Source organism: Massilia sp. P2_C2 (assembly GCF_056404615.1).
The window spans coordinates 1-23,698 of record NZ_JBFUDR010000009.1 but is presented as its reverse complement, the minus strand read 5'-3'; the positions used below and the strand labels follow the sequence as shown (position 1 = coordinate 23,698).

General features: G+C 65.7%; 18 protein-coding genes and 1 pseudogene. 11 read left to right on the top strand and 8 right to left on the bottom strand.

Translation table 11 applies throughout. The features are described from left to right. Positions 1-178: 178 nt before the first annotated feature. From AC1DYX_RS02140 to AC1DYX_RS02130, 3 genes are all read right to left on the bottom strand, one after another. Positions 179-2,539, bottom strand: a complete 2,361-nt coding sequence (locus AC1DYX_RS02140) for a S9 family peptidase (RefSeq protein ID WP_477255859.1) — start codon at positions 2,537-2,539, stop codon at positions 179-181. 188 nt (positions 2,540-2,727) lie between these two features. Continuing rightward, on the bottom strand, positions 2,728-2,898 hold the full coding sequence (locus tag AC1DYX_RS02135) for a hypothetical protein (protein WP_477255819.1): 171 nt from the start codon (positions 2,896-2,898) through the stop codon (positions 2,728-2,730). Between the two features lie 35 nt (positions 2,899-2,933). Continuing rightward, positions 2,934-3,191, bottom strand: a complete 258-nt coding sequence (locus AC1DYX_RS02130) for a hypothetical protein (protein ID WP_477255817.1) — start codon at positions 3,189-3,191, stop codon at positions 2,934-2,936. A gap of 204 nt (positions 3,192-3,395) precedes the next feature. Between AC1DYX_RS02130 and AC1DYX_RS02125 the strand changes: the two genes are divergently transcribed. The 7 genes from AC1DYX_RS02125 (at position 3,396) to AC1DYX_RS02095 (ending at position 13,729) form a co-directional block, all read left to right on the top strand. After that, positions 3,396-4,037, top strand: a complete 642-nt coding sequence (locus AC1DYX_RS02125) for an ANTAR domain-containing response regulator (RefSeq protein ID WP_477255815.1) — start codon at positions 3,396-3,398, stop codon at positions 4,035-4,037. A 14-nt stretch (positions 4,038-4,051) separates the two neighbouring features. Further along, entirely contained in the window at positions 4,052-5,227 is a 1,176-nt protein-coding gene (locus AC1DYX_RS02120) for a CmpA/NrtA family ABC transporter substrate-binding protein (RefSeq protein ID WP_477255813.1), read from the top strand. A gap of 290 nt (positions 5,228-5,517) precedes the next feature. Continuing rightward, on the top strand, positions 5,518-6,813 hold the full coding sequence (locus tag AC1DYX_RS02115) for an MFS transporter (RefSeq protein WP_477255811.1): 1,296 nt from the start codon (positions 5,518-5,520) through the stop codon (positions 6,811-6,813). A 29-nt stretch (positions 6,814-6,842) separates the two neighbouring features. Continuing rightward, positions 6,843-9,380: a nitrite reductase large subunit NirB gene (gene nirB, locus AC1DYX_RS02110; protein WP_477255809.1), complete on the top strand. Its 2,538-nt coding sequence runs from the start codon at positions 6,843-6,845 to the stop codon at positions 9,378-9,380. A gap of 26 nt (positions 9,381-9,406) precedes the next feature. Next, positions 9,407-9,754 (top strand): nitrite reductase small subunit NirD, encoded by a 348-nt coding sequence (gene nirD, locus AC1DYX_RS02105; protein ID WP_477255807.1) that lies wholly within the window; start codon positions 9,407-9,409, stop codon positions 9,752-9,754. Further along, a complete protein-coding gene (locus tag AC1DYX_RS02100; RefSeq protein ID WP_477255805.1) occupies positions 9,755-10,996 on the top strand; it encodes an NAD(P)/FAD-dependent oxidoreductase in 1,242 nt (413 codons plus the stop codon). 12 nt (positions 10,997-11,008) lie between these two features. Continuing rightward, positions 11,009-13,729 (top strand): molybdopterin-dependent oxidoreductase, encoded by a 2,721-nt coding sequence (locus AC1DYX_RS02095; RefSeq protein ID WP_477255803.1) that lies wholly within the window; start codon positions 11,009-11,011, stop codon positions 13,727-13,729. 91 nt (positions 13,730-13,820) lie between these two features. Here AC1DYX_RS02095 and AC1DYX_RS02090 read toward each other — a convergent pair whose 3' ends face one another. Beyond that, entirely contained in the window at positions 13,821-14,729 is a 909-nt protein-coding gene (locus tag AC1DYX_RS02090; RefSeq protein WP_477255801.1) for a LysR family transcriptional regulator, read from the bottom strand. A gap of 139 nt (positions 14,730-14,868) precedes the next feature. Here AC1DYX_RS02090 and AC1DYX_RS02085 point away from each other — a divergent pair, with 139 nt between their 5' ends. Beyond that, complete coding sequence (locus tag AC1DYX_RS02085; protein WP_477255799.1) at positions 14,869-16,083, top strand: MFS transporter; 1,215 nt, start codon at positions 14,869-14,871, stop codon at positions 16,081-16,083. A 34-nt stretch (positions 16,084-16,117) separates the two neighbouring features. Here the strand turns inward: AC1DYX_RS02085 and AC1DYX_RS02080 are convergent, their stop codons facing one another. The 4 genes and pseudogenes from AC1DYX_RS02080 to AC1DYX_RS02065 all read right to left on the bottom strand — a co-directional run bounded on the left by AC1DYX_RS02080 (position 16,118) and on the right by AC1DYX_RS02065 (position 19,086). Beyond that, on the bottom strand, positions 16,118-17,236 hold the full coding sequence (locus AC1DYX_RS02080) for a hypothetical protein (protein WP_477255797.1): 1,119 nt from the start codon (positions 17,234-17,236) through the stop codon (positions 16,118-16,120). A gap of 206 nt (positions 17,237-17,442) precedes the next feature. Continuing rightward, positions 17,443-17,901 carry a gamma subclass chorismate mutase AroQ gene (aroQ, locus tag AC1DYX_RS02075; RefSeq protein ID WP_477255857.1) on the bottom strand — a complete coding sequence of 153 codons (459 nt, stop codon included), beginning with the start codon at positions 17,899-17,901 and terminating at the stop codon, positions 17,443-17,445. Between the two features lie 12 nt (positions 17,902-17,913). Beyond that, positions 17,914-18,705: pseudogene (locus AC1DYX_RS02070) on the bottom strand (transporter substrate-binding domain-containing protein); the annotation flags it as partial. A 72-nt stretch (positions 18,706-18,777) separates the two neighbouring features. After that, positions 18,778-19,086 carry a PAAR domain-containing protein gene (locus AC1DYX_RS02065; RefSeq protein WP_477255795.1) on the bottom strand — a complete coding sequence of 103 codons (309 nt, stop codon included), beginning with the start codon at positions 19,084-19,086 and terminating at the stop codon, positions 18,778-18,780. Positions 19,087-19,260: 174 nt separating this feature from the next. On the opposite strand from AC1DYX_RS02065, the gene AC1DYX_RS02060 reads away from it, so the two are divergent. The 3 genes from AC1DYX_RS02060 to AC1DYX_RS02050 all read left to right on the top strand — a co-directional run. Beyond that, the gene (locus AC1DYX_RS02060; RefSeq protein ID WP_477255793.1) at positions 19,261-22,014 is read left to right on the top strand and encodes a CHAT domain-containing protein; all 2,754 of its coding nucleotides are present in this window, start codon (positions 19,261-19,263) and stop codon (positions 22,012-22,014) included. A gap of 359 nt (positions 22,015-22,373) precedes the next feature. Next, on the top strand, positions 22,374-23,228 hold the full coding sequence (locus tag AC1DYX_RS02055; protein ID WP_477255791.1) for a hypothetical protein: 855 nt from the start codon (positions 22,374-22,376) through the stop codon (positions 23,226-23,228). After that, positions 23,225-23,698, top strand: a 474-nt coding sequence (locus tag AC1DYX_RS02050) for a hypothetical protein (protein ID WP_477255789.1), incomplete at its 3' end; no start/stop codon positions are given. The genes AC1DYX_RS02055 and AC1DYX_RS02050, both read left to right, overlap by 4 nt.

Sequence of the window (23,698 nt, the reverse complement as noted above, 5' to 3'; positions counted from 1 at the left end):
ACGGTGGGTGCGTAACGCCAACGTATCGCAAACGTCACGCGTGGGCACGTTTCATTTGAGGCCCCCGGCCTCAAATGCCCACCCTACAGCTGATCCGATTGTGTAGGGTGGGGCATCTCAGGCCGCTGGCCTGAGATGCGAACGTGCCCACGCGGACATTCGCAGACCGCACGCGTCGTTATTTCAACGTGCGTTCGAACAGCTGATAAATGCGCCGATACTCGTCATACCAGCTCTCCGGCTGCACGAACGAATGCCGCTCCAGCGGATACGGCGCCAGCTCCCAGTGGTCCTTCTTCAGCTCGATCAGGCGCTGGGCCATGCGCACGGAGTCCTGGAAGAACACGTTGTCGTCCACCATGCCGTGCGCGATCAGCAGATGGCCCTTCAGGTTCTGCGCATACTCGATCGGCGACGAGGTTTTATAGGCGTCCGGATCGAGGTCCGGCGTGTTCAGGATATTGGCCGTGTACTCGTGGTTGTAGGAGGTCCAGTCGGTCACCGGGCGCAGCGCCGCGCCGGACTGGAACACCTCGGGCGCGCGCAGCATGCCCATCAGGGTCATGAAGCCGCCGTAGCTGCCGCCGTAGATGCCGACGTGCGCCGGATCGCCCTGCTGGTTGGCGACCATCCAGTTCACGCCGTCCAGGTAGTCATCCAGTTCCGGATGGCCCATCTGGCGGTAGATCGCCGTGCGCCACTTGACGCCATAGCCTTTCGACGCGCGGTAGTCCATGTCGAGGACGACGTAGCCATTCTGCACCAGCAGGTTGTGGAACATCTGCTCGCGATAGTAGGGCGTGTAGCGCTGCGTGAYGTTCTGCAGATAGCCGGCGCCGTGCACGAACATCACGACCGGATATTTTTTCCCCGGCTCCAGCTGCGCCGGGCGGTACAGCTTGGCCCAGACCGGCGCGCCGCCGTGCGTCGACGGCACCGTCACGAACTGCGGCTGGATCCACTCGTGCGCCCTGAATTCCGGCGTGCGCGTGTCGGTCAGCTTCACCGCCTCGCCGCCGGCCGACGGCAGGGTGGCGATCTGCGCCGGCAGGTAGGGGCCGGAATAATGCACGAGGAGCTTCTTCTGGTCCGGCGACAGGCGGAAATCATCCACGCCGGCCAGGCTGCTGACTTCGCGCGTGGCGCCGTCCTGCGCGGCCACGGCGCAGACTTCGTACGTGCCCGGCGTCTTGCGGTTACACAGCACCCAGGCCTTGCGGCCGTCCGCGGACCAGGCCACGTCCGACGCTTCCCATTGTCCCTGCGTGAGCGCGCGCGTGCGGCCCGCGCCGTCGCGCACGTACAGGTGCGAATAACCGGTTTCCTCGGACAGGTACCACAGCGTCGTGTTGTCCGGCAGCCAGCCGAATTCATTGTTGTCGTAGTTGATCCAGGCCGCGTCCGTCAGGCGGTGCACGGGCGTCAAGGCCGCGTGCGACAGGTCGACGGTGGCGATCCAGCGGTCCTTGTTGTCGACCGCGCGGAACATGACGGCCGCGTTGGCGCCATCCTGGCTCCACGTGATCGCCTCGCCCTGGAAGCCGATCATCACGTGGCGGTTGCCTTTCAGCGGATCGAGCTTGCGCTCCGCGCGCAGTTGCGCCAGCGGGTCGACCGCGATGCCGGGCAGGGTGTCCAGCGCGATGTCCTTTACGTCGCGCGTGGCGAGGTTGACGAGCTTGAGGCCGTGGCCGCGCGGCGTGTTGCGGCCCACGCGCGTGCGCTCGTCCGAGAACTCCTCGTAGCCGCTTTCGGTCACGTAGCGCGGCATCTTGCCGACGCGGCCCTTGTCCGCATCCTTGGGACCCGTGACGACGAGCAGCCAGCGGCCGTCCGGCGACAGCGCGCTGCTCACGATGGCGAGCTTGTCGCCCAGGTAGATCGGGGCCGGGGCGCGGGTCGGGTCGGCGTGGCGCAGTGCTTCCGCCTGGGCGCGGGTGGCGTCGCGCTCGTCCTTCTGGCGCTTCAGGATCGTGGACAGGCGCAGCTGCATGTCACGCAGGGCGTCGGGCTCCGGCGCGTTCGGATCCTTCGCCGCGCGCAGCAGGGCGACGGGGCCCTGTACCCGCGTGCTGCGGTCCCAGGCGAACCAGTCGTCGCCGATGCGGAACTGCACGCTGCGCTCGTCGGCCGAATACTGCACGGCCTGGACCGGCGTTCCGGTGCCGCGCGTGATCTGCACGAGGGTGCCGGTCTTCAGGTCGCGCTCGAACAGATCGCCGTTGCGCACGACGACGGCGCGGGCGCGGGTGCGGTTGTACACCGTTTCCGGACTGTCGAGCTGCGCGAGGTCGGCGTCGCTCACCTGCGTCGCGTGGCCGGCCCTGGCCGGGTTCACGCTCCACGTGTCGCGCAGCGGCGAGCCGGTGCGCTTCTGCTGATAGAACACCTGTTTGCCATCCCAGTTCCACCACGCCGCTTCCACGGGGGTGCCGATCCAGTCGGGGTTGGCCATGGCCTGGTCGAGGGTCACTTGTGTCGAGGCGGCGGCGGGTAGCGCCAGCAGCGCGGCGAGAACGGTAAGGGCAGAGGGTCGCATCATCAGTCGGATCGATAAATGAAGAACAAGAATGCTTTCTTGGTGAGAAATTGCAAAAAAACATTCTAGCTCAGCCGTCAATGATGCTGGTCGGGTTCGCCTTGAAGAGTGGCGCGCGTGCGTAAGTACAAAAACAACGCCCGGCCAATGCCGGGCGTGTGGAGACGATTTTTACAACAAAGGTTGTTTTACGCGGCCGTCTTCGGTCGGGCGTATTCGCCCATCCACAGTTCGGTCGGCGCCTGGGCCAGCCACGGTTCGCTGGGTGCGGTGACGGACGGGTTACGCACGAAGATCACGATGCGGGCGACGATGGCGACGGCCGAGATGGCGACGGTGACGTATTCGATAGGAGTCATGATTGTTTTTCCTTTGATTTGGTTTGTTCGGTTATTCAGTTCTTTGCGCGCAGCACGTCAACAGCCCGGGCCGGTGCGTGGTTCTTGCAGCCGGTGCCCATGATCATCATGTGGGTGAGGCTCTGCTTGTTGCGGGCGAGGGCGCCGCTGGCCGGCTGGGCGGCGTCATGCACGAACCAGCCGCCGTGCGCCGTGTACAGTTCGATCGCAAAATCGCGGAGCTTGCCGAACGCATCGGCGAGGTGGTGGCGCAGAGCCTTGTCGTGCGCCTGGGTGATCGTTGCGGTATTCATCGTCATCTCCGATAAAGCTGTCGTGTTGCGATGCAGTATAAGAAGACTCGCGTCATAAATGAACTTTTAGTTTGTGATGCTTCCCATTGGATTTGTGAATATTTAATGCGCGACAACTTAATCTGTCCACACCCTCGTTATTGCTCTGATGAATATCTTTTGACTGAGGTACACTTTGGCCCGAAAATTGCATATTCTGAAGACATGAAACAGCCGTCCAATGCCCAGCGCACCCTGCGCATCGTCGTCGTCACCACCGTCCCTGGAGATGTCACGGACGAAACCGTGCTCGCCGCCCAGGCGCGGCGCAACACGGCGCTGCGCATCGGCCTGCTGGAATCCGGCTACGACATCGTCGCGTCGCTCCCGGCCGATATCTTCCTGCCCGAGCGGATCGCCCAGATCCAGCCGGACATGATCATCATCGACAGCGAATCGGATGCGCGCGACGTCCTCGAACACATCGTGATCGCCACGCGCGACGAGCCGCGTCCCATCGTCCTGTTCACCGACGACGGCACGCCGTCCAGCATGGACGCGGCCATCGAGGCCGGCGTGTCCGCGTACATCGTGGCCGGGCTGCACGCGGAGCGCGTGAAACCCGTGCTGGACGTGGCCCTGAAGCGCTTCCGGCGCGAACAGAAGCTGCTGGACGAGTTGTCCGACACGCGCCGCCAGCTGGCCGACCGCAAGCTGATCGAACGGGCCAAGGGCGTGCTCATGGCGCGCAACAAGCTGACGGAGGAAGAGGCCTACCAGCGGCTGCGCAGCATGGCGATGAACAAGAAACTCAGGCTGGCGGAAGTCGCCCAGCGCATCCTCGACGTCGAGGACTTACTCGGTTAATAAAAAGGATACGAATGGCACACGCTTTCGTGGCCGGTTCGGACCGGCCGGAAAAGGCCGTGATCAAGGCCGGCTTCATGCCGCTGACGGATTGCGCTTCGCTCGTGATGGCGTCCGTGCTGGGACTGGACGACAAATACGGCATCAAGCTGGAGCTCACGCGCCAGCACTCGTGGTCGGGCATGCGCGACCGCCTGCTGCAGGGCGAGATCGACGTGGCGCACGTGCTGTACGGGATGCTGTACGGTGTCGAGAACGGCATCGGCGGCGCCGCCACGCGCATGGCCGTGCTGATGAATTTGTCGCGCAACGGCCAGTCCATCACGCTGTCGCGCGCGCTGGCGCGCCAGGGCGTGACGAATCTCGCGCTGCTGGCCGCCGCCATGCGCAAGGGCACGCGCCGCTACACGTTCGCGCACACTTTCCCGACCGGGAACCACGCGATGTTCCTCTATTACTGGCTGGCGGCCGGCGGCATCGATCCGCTGCGCGACGCCCAGGTGGTCACCGTCCCGCCCAGCCAGATGGCCGTGAACCTGGCGGCCGGGCACATGGACGGCTTTTGCGCCGGCGAGCCGTGGAGCACCCGCACGGTACTCGATGGCTGCGGCTTCACCGTGGCGACGAGCCAGGACATCTGGCCCGACCATCCCGGCAAGGCGCTGGGGGCGACGGCCGCTTTCGTCGACGCCAATCCGCACGCCTGCCGTTCGCTCATTGCGGCCGTGCTGGAAGCGGGGCGCTGGCTCGACGAGTCGGCCGAGCACCGCGAGGCGGCGGCCGAAGTGCTCTCCAGTCCGGCCTACGTGCACGGCGACCGCCACGCCATCGCCGCGCGCCTGCACGGCGAGTACGAGAATGGCCTGGGGCGGCGCTGGCTCGACCCCGACCCCGTGCGCTTTTTCGACGAGGGCGAGGCCAGCTTCCCGTATCTGTCGGACGCCATGTGGTTCATGACCCAGCACCGGCGCTGGGGCCTGCTGCGCGACGACGTCGACTACGCCGCCATCGCCGCGCGCGTGAACCGCGTGGGCCTGTACCGCGAAGCGGCCGTGCTGGCCGGCGTGCCCGCCCCATCCTCGCTGATGCGCCGTTCCGTGCTCATGGACGGCAAGGTCTGGGACGGCAGCGTCCCAGACACCTATATCTCTTCCTTCCCCATCCGCCGCCAGGCCATGGTTGGTGCGTAGCCGGTGCGCCCCGCGCCGTATGCGTGCTTCATTTTCGTGCGTCATTCCGTGCGTGGTGCACTGCAATGAAGCGCAAGGGGTGCGGTAAATACGTTTCTCCCCCGTAAAACGATCTGGCACGGGTCTTGCAAAGACTAGGGTAGGGATCAACGGCGATCCCCAATATAAGGGCCGACTCCAACGGAGGAGATTGGCAAACAGGACAACGGCGTCCGCTGCACTGCTCTCGCGATTCTCGTCGCGCTTGTGGTACGCAGCGGGCGCCTTTTCGTTTTTAAGGGAATAAGAACATGGCCGGGAAAGCAAACAGCATCAAGCTATTTTCCTTCGACACGCCGCAGATGCGTGCGTTCCACCTGACCTGGGTGGCATTTTTTGTCTGCTTCTTCGCCTGGTTCGCCTGCGCACCGCTGATGCCGGTGATTAAGGGCGAGTTCCATCTGTCGATGAGCCAGATCGCGGACATCAACATCGCGGCCGTCGCCATCACGATCATCGTGCGCCTGATCATCGGCCCGCTGTGCGACCGCTTCGGCCCCCGCAAGGCCTACACCGGCCTGCTGGCGCTGGGCGCGATCCCCGTGCTGGGCGTGGCCATGGCCCAGAGCTATGAAAGCTTCCTGCTGTTCCGCCTCGGCATCGGCGCCGTCGGCGCCAGCTTCGTGATCACCCAGTATCACACCTCCGTCATGTTCGGCCCGAAGGTCGTCGGCACCGCCAATGCGGCATCGGCCGGCTGGGGCAATAGCGGTGGCGGCGTCGCGCAAGCCACGATGCCGCTGCTGATGGGCGCCGTGATCATGCTGGGCGTGAACGAGACGATGGGCTGGCGCGTCGCCCTGGTCGTGCCGGGCGTGCTGATGCTGATCATGTCCGTCGTCTACTACAAATTCACGCAAGATTGCCCGGAAGGTAACTTCACCGAACTGCGCGCCGCTGGCGTGGCGTTCGAAAGCGGCAACAAGGGTGGCTGGGCCAGCTTCTTCGAAGCCTGCCGCAACTACCGCGCCTGGCTGCTGTTCATCACCTACGGCGCCTGCTTCGGTATCGAACTGTTCATCCACAACGTCGCCGCCACCTACTACGTCGACCACTTCGGCCTGTCGCTGAAAGCGGCCGGCATGGCCGCCGGCAGCTTCGGCCTGCTGGCCCTGTTCGCCCGCGCCCTGGGCGGCTGGATCTCGGACAAGGCCGCCGCCCGCGGCGACCTGAATTCCCGCGTCAACCTGCTGTTCATCCTGATGGTGGGCGAAGGCCTGGGCCTGCTGTGGTTCTCGCAGACCACCAACGTGACCATGGCCATCGTCGCGATGCTGGCCTTCGGCCTGTGCACCCACATGGCCTGCGGTTCGACCTATGCCCTGGTCCCGTTCGTGAGCCGCAAGGCACTGGGCGGCGTGGCCGGCATCGTCGGCGCAGGCGGCAACGTCGGCGCAGTGCTGGCGGGCTTCCTGATGAAGGGTACCGGCGACGTGCGCCAGACCCTCCTGATCCTCGGCGGCGCCGTCCTCGTCTCGGCCATCTGTGCCATCGGCGTGCGCTTCAGCCTGACCGTTCCCGAAACGCCGGCGCCGGCCGCCGCCTGAAACAAGTACTGCAGCATAGGAGTCGTAACATGAAACTGATCGTCATCGGCCACGGCATGGTGGGCCACAAGTTCCTCGAAACCCTGTTCGCGGAAGCCGCAGCGACTGCGCACTTCCAGGTCACCGTGCTGTGCGAGGAACCGCGTCCGGCATACGACCGCGTGCACCTGTCCTCGTACTTCTCGGGTACGACGGCCGAGCAGCTGTCGCTGGTCGCGCCGGGCTTCTTCGAGAAGCACGCCGGCCAGGTCGACCTGAAGCTGAACGCGAAGGCCGTGGCGGTCGACCGTGATGCGAAAACCGTCACGCTGGCCGATGGCGCAGTTCTCTCGTACGACAAACTGGTGTTCGCGACGGGTTCGTACCCGTTCGTGCCGCCGGTTCCGGGCAAGGAGCGCAACGACATCTTTGTCTACCGCACCATCGAAGACCTGGAAAAGATGACGGAATGCGGCGCCCGTTCGAAGTCCGGCGTCGTCGTCGGCGGCGGCCTGCTGGGTCTCGAATGCGCCAAGGCCCTGCGCGACATGAGCCTCGACACGCACGTCGTCGAATTCGCACCGCGCCTGATGGCCGTGCAGGTCGACGACCTCGGCGGCCGCGTGCTGCGCACCAAGATCGAAGAACTGGGCGTCAACGTGCACACGCAGAAGAACACGCTGCGCATCGTCGACGGCGAGTCGGCCACGCACCGCATGGAATTCGCGGACGGCAGCTTCCTCGAAGCCGACATGATCGTGTTCTCGGCCGGCATCCGCCCGCGCGACGAACTGGCCAAGGCCTGCGGCCTGGAAATGGGCCCGCGCGGCGGCGTCGCCATCGACGCCACCTGCCTGGCCTCGGACCCGCACATCTACGCGATCGGCGAATGCGCCGCGTGGGGCGGCCAGACGTTCGGCCTCGTGGCACCGGGCTATGAAATGGCGCGCATCGTCGCCCGCGCGCTGATCGGCCAGGAAGCCGCGTTCGCCGGCGCCGACATGAGCACGAAGCTGAAGCTGATGGGCGTGGACGTCGCGTCGATCGGCGACGCCCACGGCAACACCCCGGGCGCGCGCAGCTTCCAATTCACCGACGAGCGCAAGCAGGTTTACAAGAAGATCGTCGTCTCCGACGACGGCAAGAAGCTGCTGGGCGCCGTGCTGATCGGCGWCGCGGCCGAATACGGCAGCCTGCTGCAGATGATGCTGAACGATATGGAACTGCCGGAAGCGCCGGAATTCCTGATCCTGCCGCAGGCCGAAGGCGGTGCCCGCCCGGCGCTCGGCGTCGAGGCGCTGCCGGCATCCGCGCAGGTCYGCTCGTGCAATGCCGTCAGCAAGGGCACCATCGCCGACGCCGTCGCGGGTGGCGCCTGCGACATCGCCGCGATCAAGTCGTGCACCAACGCCGGCACGTCGTGCGGCGGCTGCGTGCCGCTCGTCACGCAGATCATGAAGGCCGAGATGGCGAAGGCCGGCATGGCCGTCAACAACCACGTGTGCGAGCACTTCGCGTACTCGCGCCAGGAACTGCACCACCTGATCCGCGTGAGCGGCATCAAGAGCTTCGGCGAGCTGCTGCACAAGCACGGCAAGGGCCTGGGCTGCGACATCTGCAAGCCGGTCGCCGCCAACATCCTGGCGTCGACGTGGAACGACTTCGTGCTGAAGCCCCAGCACGCCAGCCTGCAGGATTCGAACGATTACTTCCTCGGCAACATCCAGAAGGACGGCACCTACTCCGTCGTGCCGCGCATGCCGGGCGGTGAAGTGACGCCGGACGGCCTGATCGCCGTGGGCGCGGTCGCGAAGAAGTATGGCCTGTACACCAAGATCACGGGCGGCCAGCGCGTCGACCTGTTCGGCGCCCGCGTGGACCAGCTGCCGGCGATCTGGGAAGAGCTGATCGCCGCCGGCTTCGAGTCCGGCCACGCCTACGGCAAGTCGCTGCGCACCGTGAAATCGTGCGTCGGCTCGACGTGGTGCCGCTACGGCGTGGGCGATTCCGTCGGCTTCGCCATCGCGCTGGAAAACCGCTACAAGGGCCTGCGCGCACCGCACAAGATCAAGTTCGGCGTCTCCGGCTGCACCCGCGAATGCGCCGAGGCGCAGGGCAAGGACGTGGGCCTGATCGCCACCGAGAAGGGCTGGAACCTGTACGTGTGCGGCAACGGCGGCATGAAACCCCGTCACGCCGAGCTGATCGCGTCGGACCTTGACGAAGCGACCGTCGTGAAACTGGTCGACCGCTTCCTGATGTTCTACGTGCGCACCGCCGACCGCCTGCAGCGCACCAGCACGTGGCGCGAGAACCTGGAAGGTGGCCTGGACTACCTGAAGCAGGTCGTCATCGACGACAAGCTGGGCATCGCCGCCGAACTGGAAGCCGACATGCAGCGCGTGGTCGACACGTATGCCGACGAGTGGAAGAACGCCGTCGAAGACCCGGCCGTGCGCCAGCGTTTCCGCAGCTTCGTCAACACCGAGAGCACGGACGACAACGTCGTGTTCATGCCGGAGCGCGGCCAGATCCGTCCGGCCACGCCGGAAGAACGCCGCCGCACGATCCCGATCGTTGCCGCTTAACCCATCGTCTGGAAAAGGAGAACACCATGCACCGTGACCTTCAACTGAATCAGTGGAATGCAGTCTGCTCGCTCGACCAGATCGTTCCCGACACCGGCGTGGCCGCCCTGCTGAACGGGCGCCAGGTGGCCGTGTTCCGCGTGGGCGCCGAGTCGCCGCGCGTGTACGCCATCGATAACTACGATCCGAACTCGGACGCCGCCGTGCTGTCGCGCGGCATCGTCGGCAGCCTGGGTGAGCGCATCGTCGTCGCGTCGCCGATCTACAAGCAGCACTTCGACCTGCAGACCGGCGAATGCCTGGAAGCGCCGCACCACTCGGTGACGAGCTATCCGGTGCGCGTCGAAGACGGCAAGGTCTGGGTGGGGGCGTAAATGAACGCCCGACATGCGCATCCGCGGCTGGTCGTCATCGGCAACGGCATGGCGGGCATGCGCACGGTCGAGGAGCTGCTGAAGCTCGCGCCTGACATGTACCGCATCACCGTGTTCGGCGCCGAGCCGCACGGGAATTACAACCGCATCCTGCTCTCGCCCGTGCTCGCGGGTGAGAAGACCGTCGACGACATCATGCTCAACACGCCTGAGTGGTACGACGCCAACGGTATTACCCTCCACGCGGGCGATCCGGTCGTGCGCATCGACCGCAAGAAGCGCGTCGTGCACGCCGCCTCCGGCCTCGCCGTGCCGTACGATCGCCTGCTGATCGCGACGGGCTCGAAGCCGTTCATCGTGCCGGTGCCGGGTCACCAGCTGCCGGGCGTGATCGGCTTCCGCGACATCAGCGACGTCGACACGATGCTCGCTGCCGCGCGTGCGGGCGGGAAGGCCGTCGTCATCGGTGGCGGCCTGCTCGGCCTGGAAGCGGCCAATGGCCTGCTGCGCCAGGGCATGGAAGTCGCCGTCGTGCACGTGATGGGCAGCCTGATGAACCAGCAGCTCGATCCGCCCGCCGCCGAGCTGCTGCGCGCGAGCCTGGAACGGCGCGGCCTGCGCATCCTGCTGAACCGCCAGACCGTCGCCATCGAGGGCGAGGAGCGCGTGCGCTCGGTACGCTTCGAGGGTGACGAAACCGTCGACGCCGACCTCGTCGTGATGGCCGCCGGCGTGCGCCCGAACGTCGAACTGGCGAAAGCCGCCGGCCTGCACTGCGAACGCGCGATCGTCGTCGACGACACGCTGCAGACCTACGACCCGCGCGTGTACGCCGTCGGCGAATGCGTGCAGCACCGCCGCGCCACGTTCGGCCTCGTCGCGCCGATCTGGGACCAGGCGCGCGTCGCCGCCGCCCACCTCGCGGGCGCGGGCCACCGCCGCTACGTGCAGCAGGCCACCGCGACGAAGCTGAAGGTGACGGGCGTGGACCTGTACTCGGCCGGCGACATCGTCGGCGGCGAGGGCAGCGAAGACCTGGTGTTGCGCGATCGCCGCGGCGGCATCTACAAACGCCTCGTCGTCGCGGGCAACCGTCTGACGGGCGCCGTGTTGTACGGTGACGTCGCCGACGGACCGTGGTATTTTGACCTGATTCAAAAGCGGACGGACATCTCGTCCATCCGCGACCAGTTGCTGTTCGGCCGCGCGCACTCCGATGACGTCGCAGCGCAAGCGGCCTGACGAGGAGTTTTCATGAAGTTGTCTGTCATCCCCACCACCGTTCGTACCACCTGCCCGTATTGCGGCGTCGGCTGCGGCGTCAACGCCCAGGTCGGGCAGGACGGCCAGCTCGCGATCGCGGGCGACGCGGCACACCCGGCCAGCAAGGGCCGCCTGTGCGTGAAGGGTTCCGCGCTGGGCGAGACGCTCGGCAACCGCGGCCGCCTGTTGTCCCCGATGCTGCGGGACGAAGGTGGACTGCGGGGCGGGCTGCGCGAAGCGTCCTGGGATGAAGCGCTGGACAAGGTTGCGCAGGGCTTTGCCCGCGTCATCGCGGAACACGGTCCGGACGCCGTGGCGCTGTACGTCTCCGGCCAGCTGCTGACCGAGGATTACTACGTTGCCAACAAGTTCATGAAGGGCTATGTCGGCAGTGCGAACATCGACACCAACTCGCGCCTGTGCATGTCGTCGGCCGTGGCCGGCCACAAGCGCGCGTTCGGCGAGGACGTCGTGCCGGGCTGCTACGAGGACTTCGAGCAGGCCGACATGGTCGTGCTCGTCGGTTCGAACGCCGCATGGTGCCACCCGACGCTGTACCAGCGCATCGCGCGCGCGAAGCAGGAGCGTCCGGAACTGAAGGTCGTCGTCGTCGACCCGCGCCGCACGGCCACGTGCGACATCGCCGACCTGCATTTGCCCGTCAAGCCGGGCACGGACGTCTGGCTGTTCGACGGCCTGCTCGGTTACCTGGCCGAACACGCTGCCGACGAGGCGTTCATCGAGGCGCACACGACCGGCGTGGCCGACGCGCTGGACGCCGCGCGCAAGGCGGGTACGCTGGCCGAGGTGGCCAAGGCCTGCCGCGTCGACGCGGGCGACCTGGAACGCTTCTACGAGATGTTCGCGAACACCGAGAAAGTCATCACGGGGTTCACGATGGGCGTGAACCAGTCGACGGCGGGCGCCGACAAGGTCAATGCCATCATCAACTGCCACCTGGTCACGGGCCGCATCGGCCGCCCCGGCATGGGACCGTTCTCGCTGACGGGCCAGCCGAACGCGATGGGCGGACGCGAAGTGGGCGGCCTCGCGAACATGCTGGCCGCGCACATGGACCTCGACGACGCGGCCCAGCGCGCGGCATTGCAGGAATTCTGGGGCTCGCCGCACGTCGCCGGCAAGCCGGGCCTGAAGGCCGTCGACCTGTTCCGCGCCATCGAGGATGGCAAAGTGAAAGCCGTGTGGATCATGGCGACGAACCCGCTCGTGAGCCTGCCGGATGCCGACCAGGCAAGGCGCGCGCTGGAAAAATGCGAGCTGGTCGTGGCCTCCGACATCGTGCTCGGCACGGACACGAACGAAGCGGCGCACGTGCTGCTGCCGGCCCTCGGCTGGGGCGAGAAGGATGGCACCGTCACCAATTCCGAGCGCTGCATCTCGCGCCAGCGCGCCTTCCTGGCCGCGCCGGGCAGTGCCCGTGCCGACTGGGACATCATGTGCGACGTTGCGCGCCGCATGGGTTTCGAAGGTTTCGATTTCACGTCCGCGCACGAGATCTTCGACGAGCACGCGCGATTGTCGGCGTTCAAGAACGGCAAGGAAGACTGGGAAGCGGGCCAGCGCCGCCGCGTGTTCGACATCGGCGGCCTGGCCGGCCTGACGCAGGCCGAATTCGATGCGCTCGACCCCGTCCAGTGGCCGGTGCGCACGCGCGGCGAAACGACGACGCGTCTGTTCGGCGACGGCCGCTTCGCGCATGGCGACGGCCGCGCGCGTTTCGTGCCGACGGTGCCGCGCGCCCCCGCGAACCTGCCGGGCGGCGAGTATCCGCTCGTGCTGAACACGGGCCGCGTGCGCGACCAGTGGCATACGATGACGCGCACGGGCCGCTCGCAGAAACTGGCCGAGCACATCCCGGAACCGTACATCGACATGCACCCGCAGGATGCGCTGCTGTGCGGCGTGAAGGCGGGCGAACTGGCGCGCGTGACGAGCGACTGGGGCGCCGTGGTGGCCCGCGTGCAGCACGGCGGCGGCATCGCGCGCGGCAGCGTGTTCATGCCGATCCACTGGAGCGGCCAGACGGCGTCCGACGCGCGCGTGGGCGCCGTCGTCAACCCGGCCGTCGACCCGATCTCGGGCGAGCCGGAATTCAAGCACACGCCCGTGCGCATCGAACCGTTCGGCGTCAACTGGTACGGGTTCATCCTGTCGCGCACGGAACTGCCGCTGCGCGAGGCCGTCAACTGGACGCGCGTGCAGGGCAAGGACTTCGTGCGCTACGAGCTGGCCGGYCGCAAACCGTTCGCCAACRCACACGATTGGGCGCGCGGCCTGCTGGACGTGCACGACGACGACGCCGACTGGATCGAGGTGGAAGACAAGAACGGCGGCATGTACCGCGCCGTGCACCTCGTCGACGGCCGCATCGAGGCCTGCCTGTTCGTCGCCCAGCGCGCCGACCTGCCGGCGCGCGCCTGGCTGGCGAGCATGTTCGGCAAGGAGCAGCTGGAGCCGGCCGACCGCATCGGCCTGCTGTCGGGCCGCGCACGGGAGCAGGGCTTCGACGCGGGACCGACCGTGTGCTCGTGCTTCGGCGTGGGCCGCAAGACGATCGAGATCGCGATCCGCGAGAACAAGCTGTGCGACGCGTCCGCCGTCACGGCGTGCACGAAGGCGGGCGGCAATTGCGGTTCCTGCATCCCCGAGATCCGCTCCTTGCTGGCCGAGGCGCAGGTGGCCGAAGCGTAGGGTGGGCACCCCGTGCCCACGCGTAACGCCAACATAACGCCAACATAACGCGAACGTCACGCGTGGGCACAGGGGGGCCCACCCTACCGCGTCAGCGGTCTTTCGGCGCGACGACGCCGAAGGCCTGCGGCACCGCCACGCGCATGATGTCGATGAACCGGCGCAGCCGCGCCGGATAGAAGCGCGCGGGCGGGTAGATCAGCCACACGGGCAGCGGCGCCGCCTGCCACTCCGGCACGAGCTGCACGAGCCGGCCCGCGTCCAGCTCTTCGCGCAGCGCCCAGCGCGACCCGATTGCCGCGCCCACCCCAAGCACGACGGCATTGCGCATCGCGTACAGGTTGTCCGTGTACAGGCGCGGCCGGATGTCGATCCGCACCGTCTCGCCGCTGCCCGCGTGGATCAGCGTCACCTCGTCGCGGTAGAAATGGCTGACGGAGATCCACGGCATGCGCGCCAGGTCGTCCGGATGCGCCGGCGGCGCGCGGCCGTCGAGCAGGGCGGGCGACCCGACGACGATGCGCGGCACGTCCCCCAGCCGGATCGCCACCACGGACGGATCCGGAATCTCGCCCACGCGGATCGCGCAATCGATGCCCTCGCCGATGAAGTCCGGCGTGCGGTCGTGCAGGGTCCAGTCCACCGTCATGCGCGGATAGCGCGCCAGGTATTCCGCCAGCGGCGTCACCAGCTGCTGCTGGCCGAACGCGTGCGGCGCGACGACGCGCAGCATGCCGACCGGCTCATCCACGGCGCCCCGGATCTCGCTCTCGAATTCCTGCCATCCCGCGATCAATTCCTTGGCCCGCGTATAACAACGCATGCCGTCGTCCGTCAGCTTCATCGCATGCGTGGAACGCTGCAGCAGGCGCACGCCCAGCGATTTCTCCAGGGCTTTCAAACGGCGGCTGATCGTGGGCTGCGTCGTCGCGAGCGCGCGCGCCGCCGCCGACAGGCTGCCGGCATCGACGATGCGTACGAAGGTCTCCACCAGCATCATACGATCCGAAGAGGGATTAATTGTTGAAAAGTCCGTGCTCATACGCCGGGAGTATAGCAGTTCGACGTCCGCTGCTGCTACACGGCCGTGTCGCGCTTCTCCATAATGCGCTGCAACATAACCCACCGCAGGAGCCAACATGAGCATCGCACACACCACTGCGACCGTCATACCGATCGGGACGAGGCTGACCCCGCCTCTCGTTTTCCTGCTCGCCGCAAGCACCGGCCTGTCCGTCGCCGCCCTGTATTACAGCCAGCCGACCCTGGGCGTGCTGGCCGCCGACCTGCACGCCAGTAACGAAGCGGTCGGCTGGATCCCCACGCTGACGCAGTTCGGCTATGCCCTCGGCCTGCTGTTCCTGGCGCCGCTGGGCGACCGGTTCGACCGCCGCACCATCATTGTCGTGAAATCGCTGCTGCTGGCCGTCGCGCTGCTGGGCATTGCCGCCGCGACCAGTCTCGGCGTGCTGCTGGGCGCGAGCCTCGCCGTCGGCTTGCTGGCCACGGTCGCCCAGGACATCGTCCCGGCCGCCGCCACCCTGGCCCCGGCCGAGCACCGCGGTCGCATCGTCGGGACCGTCATGACTGGGCTGTTGCTGGGCATCCTGCTGTCGCGCGTCGTGGGCGGCATCGTCGCCGAAGCACTCGGCTGGCGTGCCGTGTTCGGCGGTGCAGCCGTCATCGCCCTGTTCACGACGGCGATTCTGGCCCGCGGCCTGCCGGGGTTCAAGCCGACCAGCACCGTCGCCTATCCGGCCCTGCTGGCGTCGCTGGCCGCGCTGTGGAAACAGCACCGCGCGCTGCGCTATGCCGCGCTGGCCCAGGGCCTGTTGTCGGTCGGCTTCTCGGCGTTCTGGTCCACGCTGGCCGTGATGCTGCACGGCGCTCCGTTCCACCTCGGTTCGGCCGCCGCCGGCTCGTTCGGCCTGGCCGGTGCCGTCGGCGCCCTGGCCGCACCGTTCGCCGGCCGCCTGGCCGACCGCCGCGGTCCGCAATGGGTGACCCGCGTGGCCGCCACGTTGACGGTCGTCTCGTTCGCCGCCATGTTCGCCATGCCGCACCTGTCGACGCAGGCGCAACTGGTGCTGCTGGCCCTGGCCACCGTCGGCTTCGACCTGGGCGTGCAGGCGAGCATGATCGCCCACCAGACCATCGTCTACGGCATCGCCCCGGAAGCCCGCAGCCGCCTGAACGCGGTCCTGATGACGACAATGTTCGTCGGCATGGCCACGGGCGGCGCGCTCGGCGCCCAGGCGCTGGCCGCATGGGGCTGGAACGGCATCGTGGCCCTGGTCGTCGTGGCCAGCCTCGCCGCCCTGGCGGTGCGGCTGCGGGCACCGTCCGGCAAATGAGTTGATTTCAGGCTGTGCTGTTAGCGCGACAGTTTCACGCGGGAAGGCCGCGCCGGCGCCCTGTCACGGCATCGATGGCGCTGGCGGCGGCACGGGCGACGAGGACCGTCGTGCCCAGGCAGGCCGCGACGAGGACGACGAATCCGCCGTAGCGTGCCGGCACCGGCTGGCGCATCAGGGGCTGGTCGAGCAGTGTCGATGCCATGCCGATGAGCAGCATCATGACGGGAAAGTGGCAGAAGAAGGTGAACGCGGCGGCCTGCGCGGCGGGCGTGTCCACCGTCACGAGCACCCGCGCGCGCAGGCGCTCGTGCTGCGCGCGGGCCGGATACAGGGCCCAGGCGACGGCCGCGAAGCTCGTCCCGACGAGCAGGTATTTGCACTGGATGAGCCAGGCGCCGAACGGCGGCGGCAGCGCATGCGTATCGGCGCCGAGGAGCCTGGACAGCAGCACGCTGACGGCAAAACCGGCGAGGGCGAAGGGGAGGGATGGGCGCGCGTCGCGCGTCGCGCCCAGGTGGACGACCAGGACACCCGCGAGCCACGTCGCGCCCCACAGCGGGAATGCGTGCGGCGCGAGCGCGACCACGGCCGCCGGCAGCAGCAGACGCCCGGGCAGTGCCAGGCGCAGCCATAGGACGAGCAGCATGAACGACCAGAACAGGTAAGACAGCAGGTACAGCATGCCGTTGCTGCCGAACGTGGACACGACGAATGGCTGCAGCATGAACAAATTGCCCAGCAGCGCCGCGCCGTCCAGGGTCAGCGTGCTGAATGCGGGAAAGTCGGTGTACAGGCCGGCCTCGTCGAAGAACGCCGCGCCCGTCGCATCGAGGACGACGCCGAGCGCCAGGCCCGGTACGAGGATGCGGTACGGCGCCATCATTTGCCGCAGCACGGTGGCCTGCMCGGGCAGGGCGTCGGGCCGGTGGCGCGGCAGCAGCAGGCCCGTCAGGATGCCGTCGAGGACGAAGAAGACGGCGAACGATTCATGGCCGAGCCCGGTCAGGAAGTAGAAAAGCTTAGCCAGGCCCGTTTTCGCGTGGACGTCCTCGTAGTCGACGAACAGCAGGAAGCGGACGTGGTACATCAGCGCCAGGATGACGCTGGCCCAGCGTGATGCGAGCAGGAACGACAGGAAACGGTTGCGCATGGGGCACCACACGGACGTTGATGTGCGAGTAATGGCTTGGCGGAAGATCCTGCTAGAACTTGACCAACTTCATTGGGCTCGATTCGAGCCGTGGTATGGGCGATGGTACGAAGCGGAGAAGTGCACGGCTTGAGGTGGCGCAGGCTGGCGCAAGTTCGACCGTTGTCGGTATCGGACTTGCGCCATGCTTCAATGCGAGGAGGCAGTCAGCGTGGAGACAGGAACGGCGCCACTGCCTGTTCGGCCGCGGTCGCGTTGAGGGCGCGTGCCTGCAGCGCACCCATGGCGATGGCGACGTCGGCCTTGCGGTCGCTGTCGTGCAGCACGGCCTGATTGTCGGCCATGGCGCGAAGCAGTTGGGTGGTGAGGCGGTCCAGCTGGGGCCGGATGGTTTTGGCGAGGTCGGGCGCGTCGTCGAAGCGGCCGACGCCCTCAGCCTGCCAGCGACGGTACAGCGCGCGCTGCACTGTCTTGGAGGCTTCGATCTGCGCCCGGAAGACGCTGCGTATCCATGCCTCCGGCAGGCCCAGCGCGGCCCCCTGGCGCACTGCGGCGGCGATGACTTGTTCTTCGCGCGGCAGGTCTTCGATGGCGGCCTTCACATTCCACTTGGCGCGCGCCACGTCCGGCGCCAGCAGCAGGCGTTGGTCGATGGCCTGGCGCAACGGCTCCAGCCCCCATGGGAATGCCAGCCAGCGATCCAGGTTCTTTTGCACGGCGCCGTTGTCCAGGCGCTGCTGCAGCCAGTGGTCGACAAACGCCTTCAGCGCCGCATCGCGCGGCAGCAGGATCGCCTTGTCCACCCTGTCGAACGGCGCCTCCGGATGCACCGCGCACAGCTGCGGATGCAGGCGCTGCYGCAAACGGGTTTCGATGGCGTCTGTGATCATCAGATCGGCCGCGCCGCTGACGATCTGGCCGAAGATGGTCACATTGTCCGGGTACACGGTCAGCTGCGCGCGCGGCGCCCGGGCGCGGGCGAAGCGTTCGTTGGTGCCACCCGGATTGACGATCAGCCGCACCTCCGGCCGGTTGATCTGCGCCAGCGTCTGGAAGCGGGCGATGTTGTCGCAGCGTGTGATGGGTGTCTTGCCATCGTGTAGATAGGGCACCGAAAACAGCGCCTGCCGTTGCCGCTCGGCCGTCACCGACACGCCGCCCAGTGCGAGATCGAACTTGTCCGCACCCAGGTCGGCCATCAGCGTCGGCCAGCTGGTCGGCACCAGTTGCAGCCGCACGCCGAGCGCCTGCGCCAGCTCGCCCGCCAGCTCCACATCCATGCCGATGAACTCGCCACCTGCCGGCAGGTAGCTGAAGGGCTTGTAGTCACCGGTGCTGCCCACCCGCAGCACGCCGCGCGCGGCGATGTCGTCCAGTTGGCCGGCCTGTGCCGGCGCCAGCGCCGTTGCCAGCAGGCCGGCGACAGCGACGGGCCGCAGCCAAACCCTGCAAAAACTTGCTGCGCGCATGCATCTCCCTTCGTCTGTCTGTAGCGGCCGTAAGCCTGGTGCCGCGCAGCGTAGGGTAGGAGAGCAGGCCTGTCAAGCCGCGACCCAGTCCACGTCGATGATCTGCTTGAGCAGGACCTGATTGGCAACGAGGCGGGGCGGCGGATTGCATTTGCAGCGGCACAGGTCGTCGCTGAGTGCCATCTGCCTGCCGTCGAACCGATCGCTGAGACGCGGCCCGTCCAGTTCGATCACGCCGGTGGCGTGGCAACCCGGGCACGATACCGGATCGCCCGCGCAGGCGATCCTGGCGCCGTTGATATTCCTGGATGCGCTGCCCGACATGACTTTGCCGCCGGCCGTGGTAGTGGCACCGGCCGTGATGTGGTACCTGGTGATCATGGCATCCCTTCGTTGGCGTCGTTCGGATAAAACGCCAATCTAGTCAGGGATGAGAATGGTGCATTGACGAGCCGCAGCGATCGTCAATCGATGGTCTGGAGTGTCTGCAATTGTCGTGGCGATTCAGGCTTAACTTATAATGGCAGGTACATAGCGACGCCAATCGGAGGCAAAATGTCGGGTTATGGCCGTGCCGCTCGAAAGTGCATTGTTGGCGTGCATTTTGCGCTGGCCTGCATGGCATCTGCAGCGAATAACCTGCAAGTTGAACAGCCGACTTGGTGCATATCTGGCATTGTAGCGGCTCCAGCTGGGACCAGTGTCGATATGCTGATTGGGGAAGCCACAGTGTCGGAACAGCACGGGGAATACGCAGCATCGCTGCGCAACTTGTGTACCGCATTCGGAATGCTGAAATTGCCAGGAGAATCCCTGGTCGCTGGGCGGGTGGCAAACTACGCTGGCACCATCCTGTTTCGAAGTCATGGCAACTTAGACGCTGCAATAGCCGCATTCCACACAGCAATTGAACTTGCCGATCCAGTGCGTCATGCCAGCGAGGCGGCCACGGCGCACGCCAACTTGGCCAATGCCTTTTTTCGCAAGGGCTTCCTGGACGACAGTCGGCGGGAACTAGCCACAGCGAGCCGGATCGCAGCGGGTATCGCTAGCCCGGAGCAACGCCGCGCCACGTTGGGTAGTATTGCGATCAAACAGGGGCTGCTGGCCGAAGCCGTCGGGACACTCGATCTCGCGGCGGGGCGATACGAATCTGCACGCGAATATGCCGGGGCGGTGCCGGCAGAAGCGCCTGCGCCTATCCGCCGTGCCGCCATGCAAGTGTACGTTGAAGCATCACATAACCTGGCAGCCCTCGAAATCACTCGCGGCAATCACGCTGCCGCGATTCGCCTGCTGATGCCAATGCGGACCTGGGCGCATGAGCACCAGATGCCTGAAGCTGAAGCCTGGATCACTTACTCACTGTTGATGGCATTTCAGGGGGTCAACCAGCACCGTCAAGTGCTGGCACTCTATCCGGAATTGCAAGCTCTGCAGCAAAGTGCTCCCGATGCGAGTCTTATGGCTAGCGCAGACATGGCGGTTGCCCAGTCCTATTACCGGCTGGGCCAGATCGACGACGCCAAGCAGGCCTTACAGCGGGCCGCCTTGTTCTTTGGTGAAATGCGCATGGTCAACGAACTCGCCCAAGCGCTGAACAGTTTGGGCGTTTTGATGATGGCGCAGGGACGCCCGGCTGACGCCGAACGTGCCTTCAATGACGCGCTGAAAGGTCGGCGCGTGATCAACGACCGCGTTGGCGAAGGTATCACGTTGAGTGCCATGGCGAACTTGGCGTGGCGCCGTGACGATGCCGATAAGGCGATCGCTCTGCTCGTGCAAGCAGTAGCGATACTGAAGGACGCACCGGAGCCACTTGTCTATGCGCGCACGCTCGGCTCGCTGGGCGTACTGCGCCAAGCGGTGGGGCAACGTCAGCAGGCCCGTCAGCTGCTGAAAGAAGCGGTCAGAATACTGTGGCGCTATCGTGCAGTAAGGCAGTCGCAGACACTAGGCGAGAAAGAGAACGACCGGATACGACCGATCTACCATGCTTTAATAAATAACTATCTGGCGACTGGTGAAGACGATTTGGCACTGGCGGTAGCCGAACAACTACGCGCCGCCAGCGTGCGCTTTGACGTCAGCGAGCGTGCCGACACGAATTTGCGCAGGCCCGCCGACGCCGACACGTCCGCACTCGCAACTGCGCGAGACAAGGTGTTCAGGGCTTTGCAAACGCGCGAGCAAGAGCCCACAGTAAAAAACGAACAGGCAGTTGCTGTAGCCATGCATGAACTTGACCTTGCCATGACAAGTTTCGAGCTGGCTACTGGTCAAGGCGCCGGTATGGAAACCCCGTTCTCTGCGTTACTATCAACACTGCAGGCGGCCTTGGGTGATCAGAGGGCCTTGCTGTTCTATCACAAGACGGAAGACGACTGGATCCTATTCGCGATCACCAGTCATACGAGGCGGGTCTTGCGTCTCGCCGTGCAACCGGCAGAGCTGGCGCGAAAGATCTCCACCTTCCGAGAGTTTGCCTGGGATGATGGCGCGGTGCCGCCCGAACTGGGCTGGTTGCATGAGCAACTGATCACGCCAGTACGCGAGCTGGTTGGAAAGCGAGACCTGATCATAGTGCCATCGGCAGAGCTGAATTTGTTGCCATTCGCCGCTTTGCACAACGGTCATGTCTATATGGGGCAGGAAAGGATCATCACGACCGCGCTTGGCATCGGCCAGGCACTTCAAATGTTGGGCGAAAAGCGCCGCAGCGTGGCTGGTCCTGCGGTCCTGTTGTCGTCCGCCGCACCAGTCGGCGCCGATCCCCTGCTTTACGCCGATGCGGAGGTCGAAGCCGCTGCGCAGCGCCTTCCCAACGCAACCGTGATCAAGAACGCTAGCGTTGCTGATTACCATGGCAGGGTCGCTGATGCAGCGATTGTGCATCTCTCGGCGCATGCGGTAGCGGACACGAGCCATCCGCTGTTGTCTCGCATTCTGCTGATGCGCCAAAGCGGTGGCGATGGCAACCTATCTATCGCCGACATTCGTCGCCAGCACCTTCGCCGGCAACCTCTGGTCGTGTTGAGCGGGTGCGAGACCAGCATCGGCACGGTGGGCAGCGACGAAACAGTCCACAATCTCTCAAGTGCTTTTCTGGAAGCGGGCGCCGGCGCTGTCGTGTCGAGCCTGTGGCGCGTCGATGACGCGTCCACGGAATTTTTCATGGGAGAACTCTACCGCGCGGTTGCAGAAGGTGCGGCGCCTGCCCAGGCCTTGCACAAAGCAATGCGAGCATCTATTGCACGATATCCCCATCCGTTCTACTGGGCAGCGTTCACTTATGTGGGGCCGCCTTGAGGCGTTCTGTCGACCCGTTCCAAGCCGCCATTAGGCGCTACTCGGCCTCCGTGGCAGCCGTAGAGCAAATACCCACGGCGCATGCTGCGTGGGCGCTCGCATCGGCCCGGGATGATTTAGATACCGTCCTTGACGCCGACCACGCTCCAGAGGGATTACTGGCATCGATAGTACTGATGGATCGGCGTGCGCGCCTAGCGTTGGCACGTACTCCGGCCAGCATGCTGCCTGCATTCGAGGCCTTGCGAGATACACGAGGGGGCCGCTTTGGACAGTGGTGGTGGACGCCAGCCCGATGGGTGGCTCGATCACATGACACATGGCTCAAGTTCGGCATATTGACATGCTGGGGTCTCGCCTTGACGATCACATCGAACACCATCGGMCGTTGGCTTGCCGGAGCGCCGGACTGGACAAGTATCGTCGCGATTGTGATCCAGGCATTGGTTGCCATGCTGGGCGGTGCAGCGTTCATCGAGCAAGGACGTAGCGCGTTCCAGCGCTTGGCTGCGCTGCTTGGTCAGCCGATTGGTCGGTGGCAGCAACTGGCTATCCTGGGTACCTGCACCGTCCTGGTTGCCGTGCTGGCAGTGCGCGGGTCATTACCGGCCATCGCAAAATTATACGGAAAGCAGGGCCAGACGCACTTCGACGCTGGGCGGCTGGCCAATGCACTGGATAGCTGGCGCCGCGCCGTTTCGCTTGATCCCGATCCTTGGGAATACCGATACCAGCTTGGCTCGGGGTTGGAACGGCAGGCCGACATTGAAGGCGCCATTGCCCAGTATAGGCTCGCCATCGCCGTGCCAGAGGCCCCAGACTTCGTCGTCAACAATCTGGCGCGTTTGTACCTTGTACAGAAGTACGACGCAGGTGCTGCCCTGATGTTATTGGAACCGGCTCTGCAGGATCATGAGCAAGACGACATAGTGCGCTACCGTATGCTCATTAATCGCGGTGCGGCCTTCCTCATGCTGAAGCTGCCTCACCTAGCTCGTTTTGACGGATCTACAGCAATGGCGCTAGCGAAGCGCCTAGGCTGGAAAAGTGCCCCAAGTGCAGCGTGTTTGCTGGCGCTTGCCGCGGACAGCCTAGCGGAGCCTGCGACGGAGGCCCAGTGGGCCGCATGCACGCAACCAGCTGCCCAGGATGAGGTAAGCGATCCGCGTTGGATTGCGAAGGCCCGCGAACAACTGTTGAAGGAGGCACGATGAGGATCTGGCAATGCTTGTTGGCCGCGATGGCGAGCTTGGCGTTGGCGAGCGAAGCATCAGCGGCTGGACTAGTTATCTCGATATCCGGCAAGGCATTGATCAAGCCGGTCAATGGCAACGCCTATCTTGACTTGCGGGTAGGCGCCGGCCTTGAGGACGGTGACATCATCCGACTGGAGCCGGGAGCGTCGCTGGTTATCATGTGCTCCAAGGACGAGCGACGCACGCTCCGCGAAGCAGCTCAGGTCGTCGCCTGCGGTGCTGCGGGACGCACGTTGTTCGCGTGGGGCGACCGGAAGTTACCTGCACCGCGCAGCGTGCGGCGCTTACTACTTCCGGCTGGCACGGTTGTTCAATCCGATCGGCCCGCAGTCCGTTGGATTCGTGGTACCAGTGGCAATGTACGCGTAGTGTTGCGCGGCAGGGATCAGACTTGGGAACGGGTAGTGCCTGATACTGGCGAGCTGAAC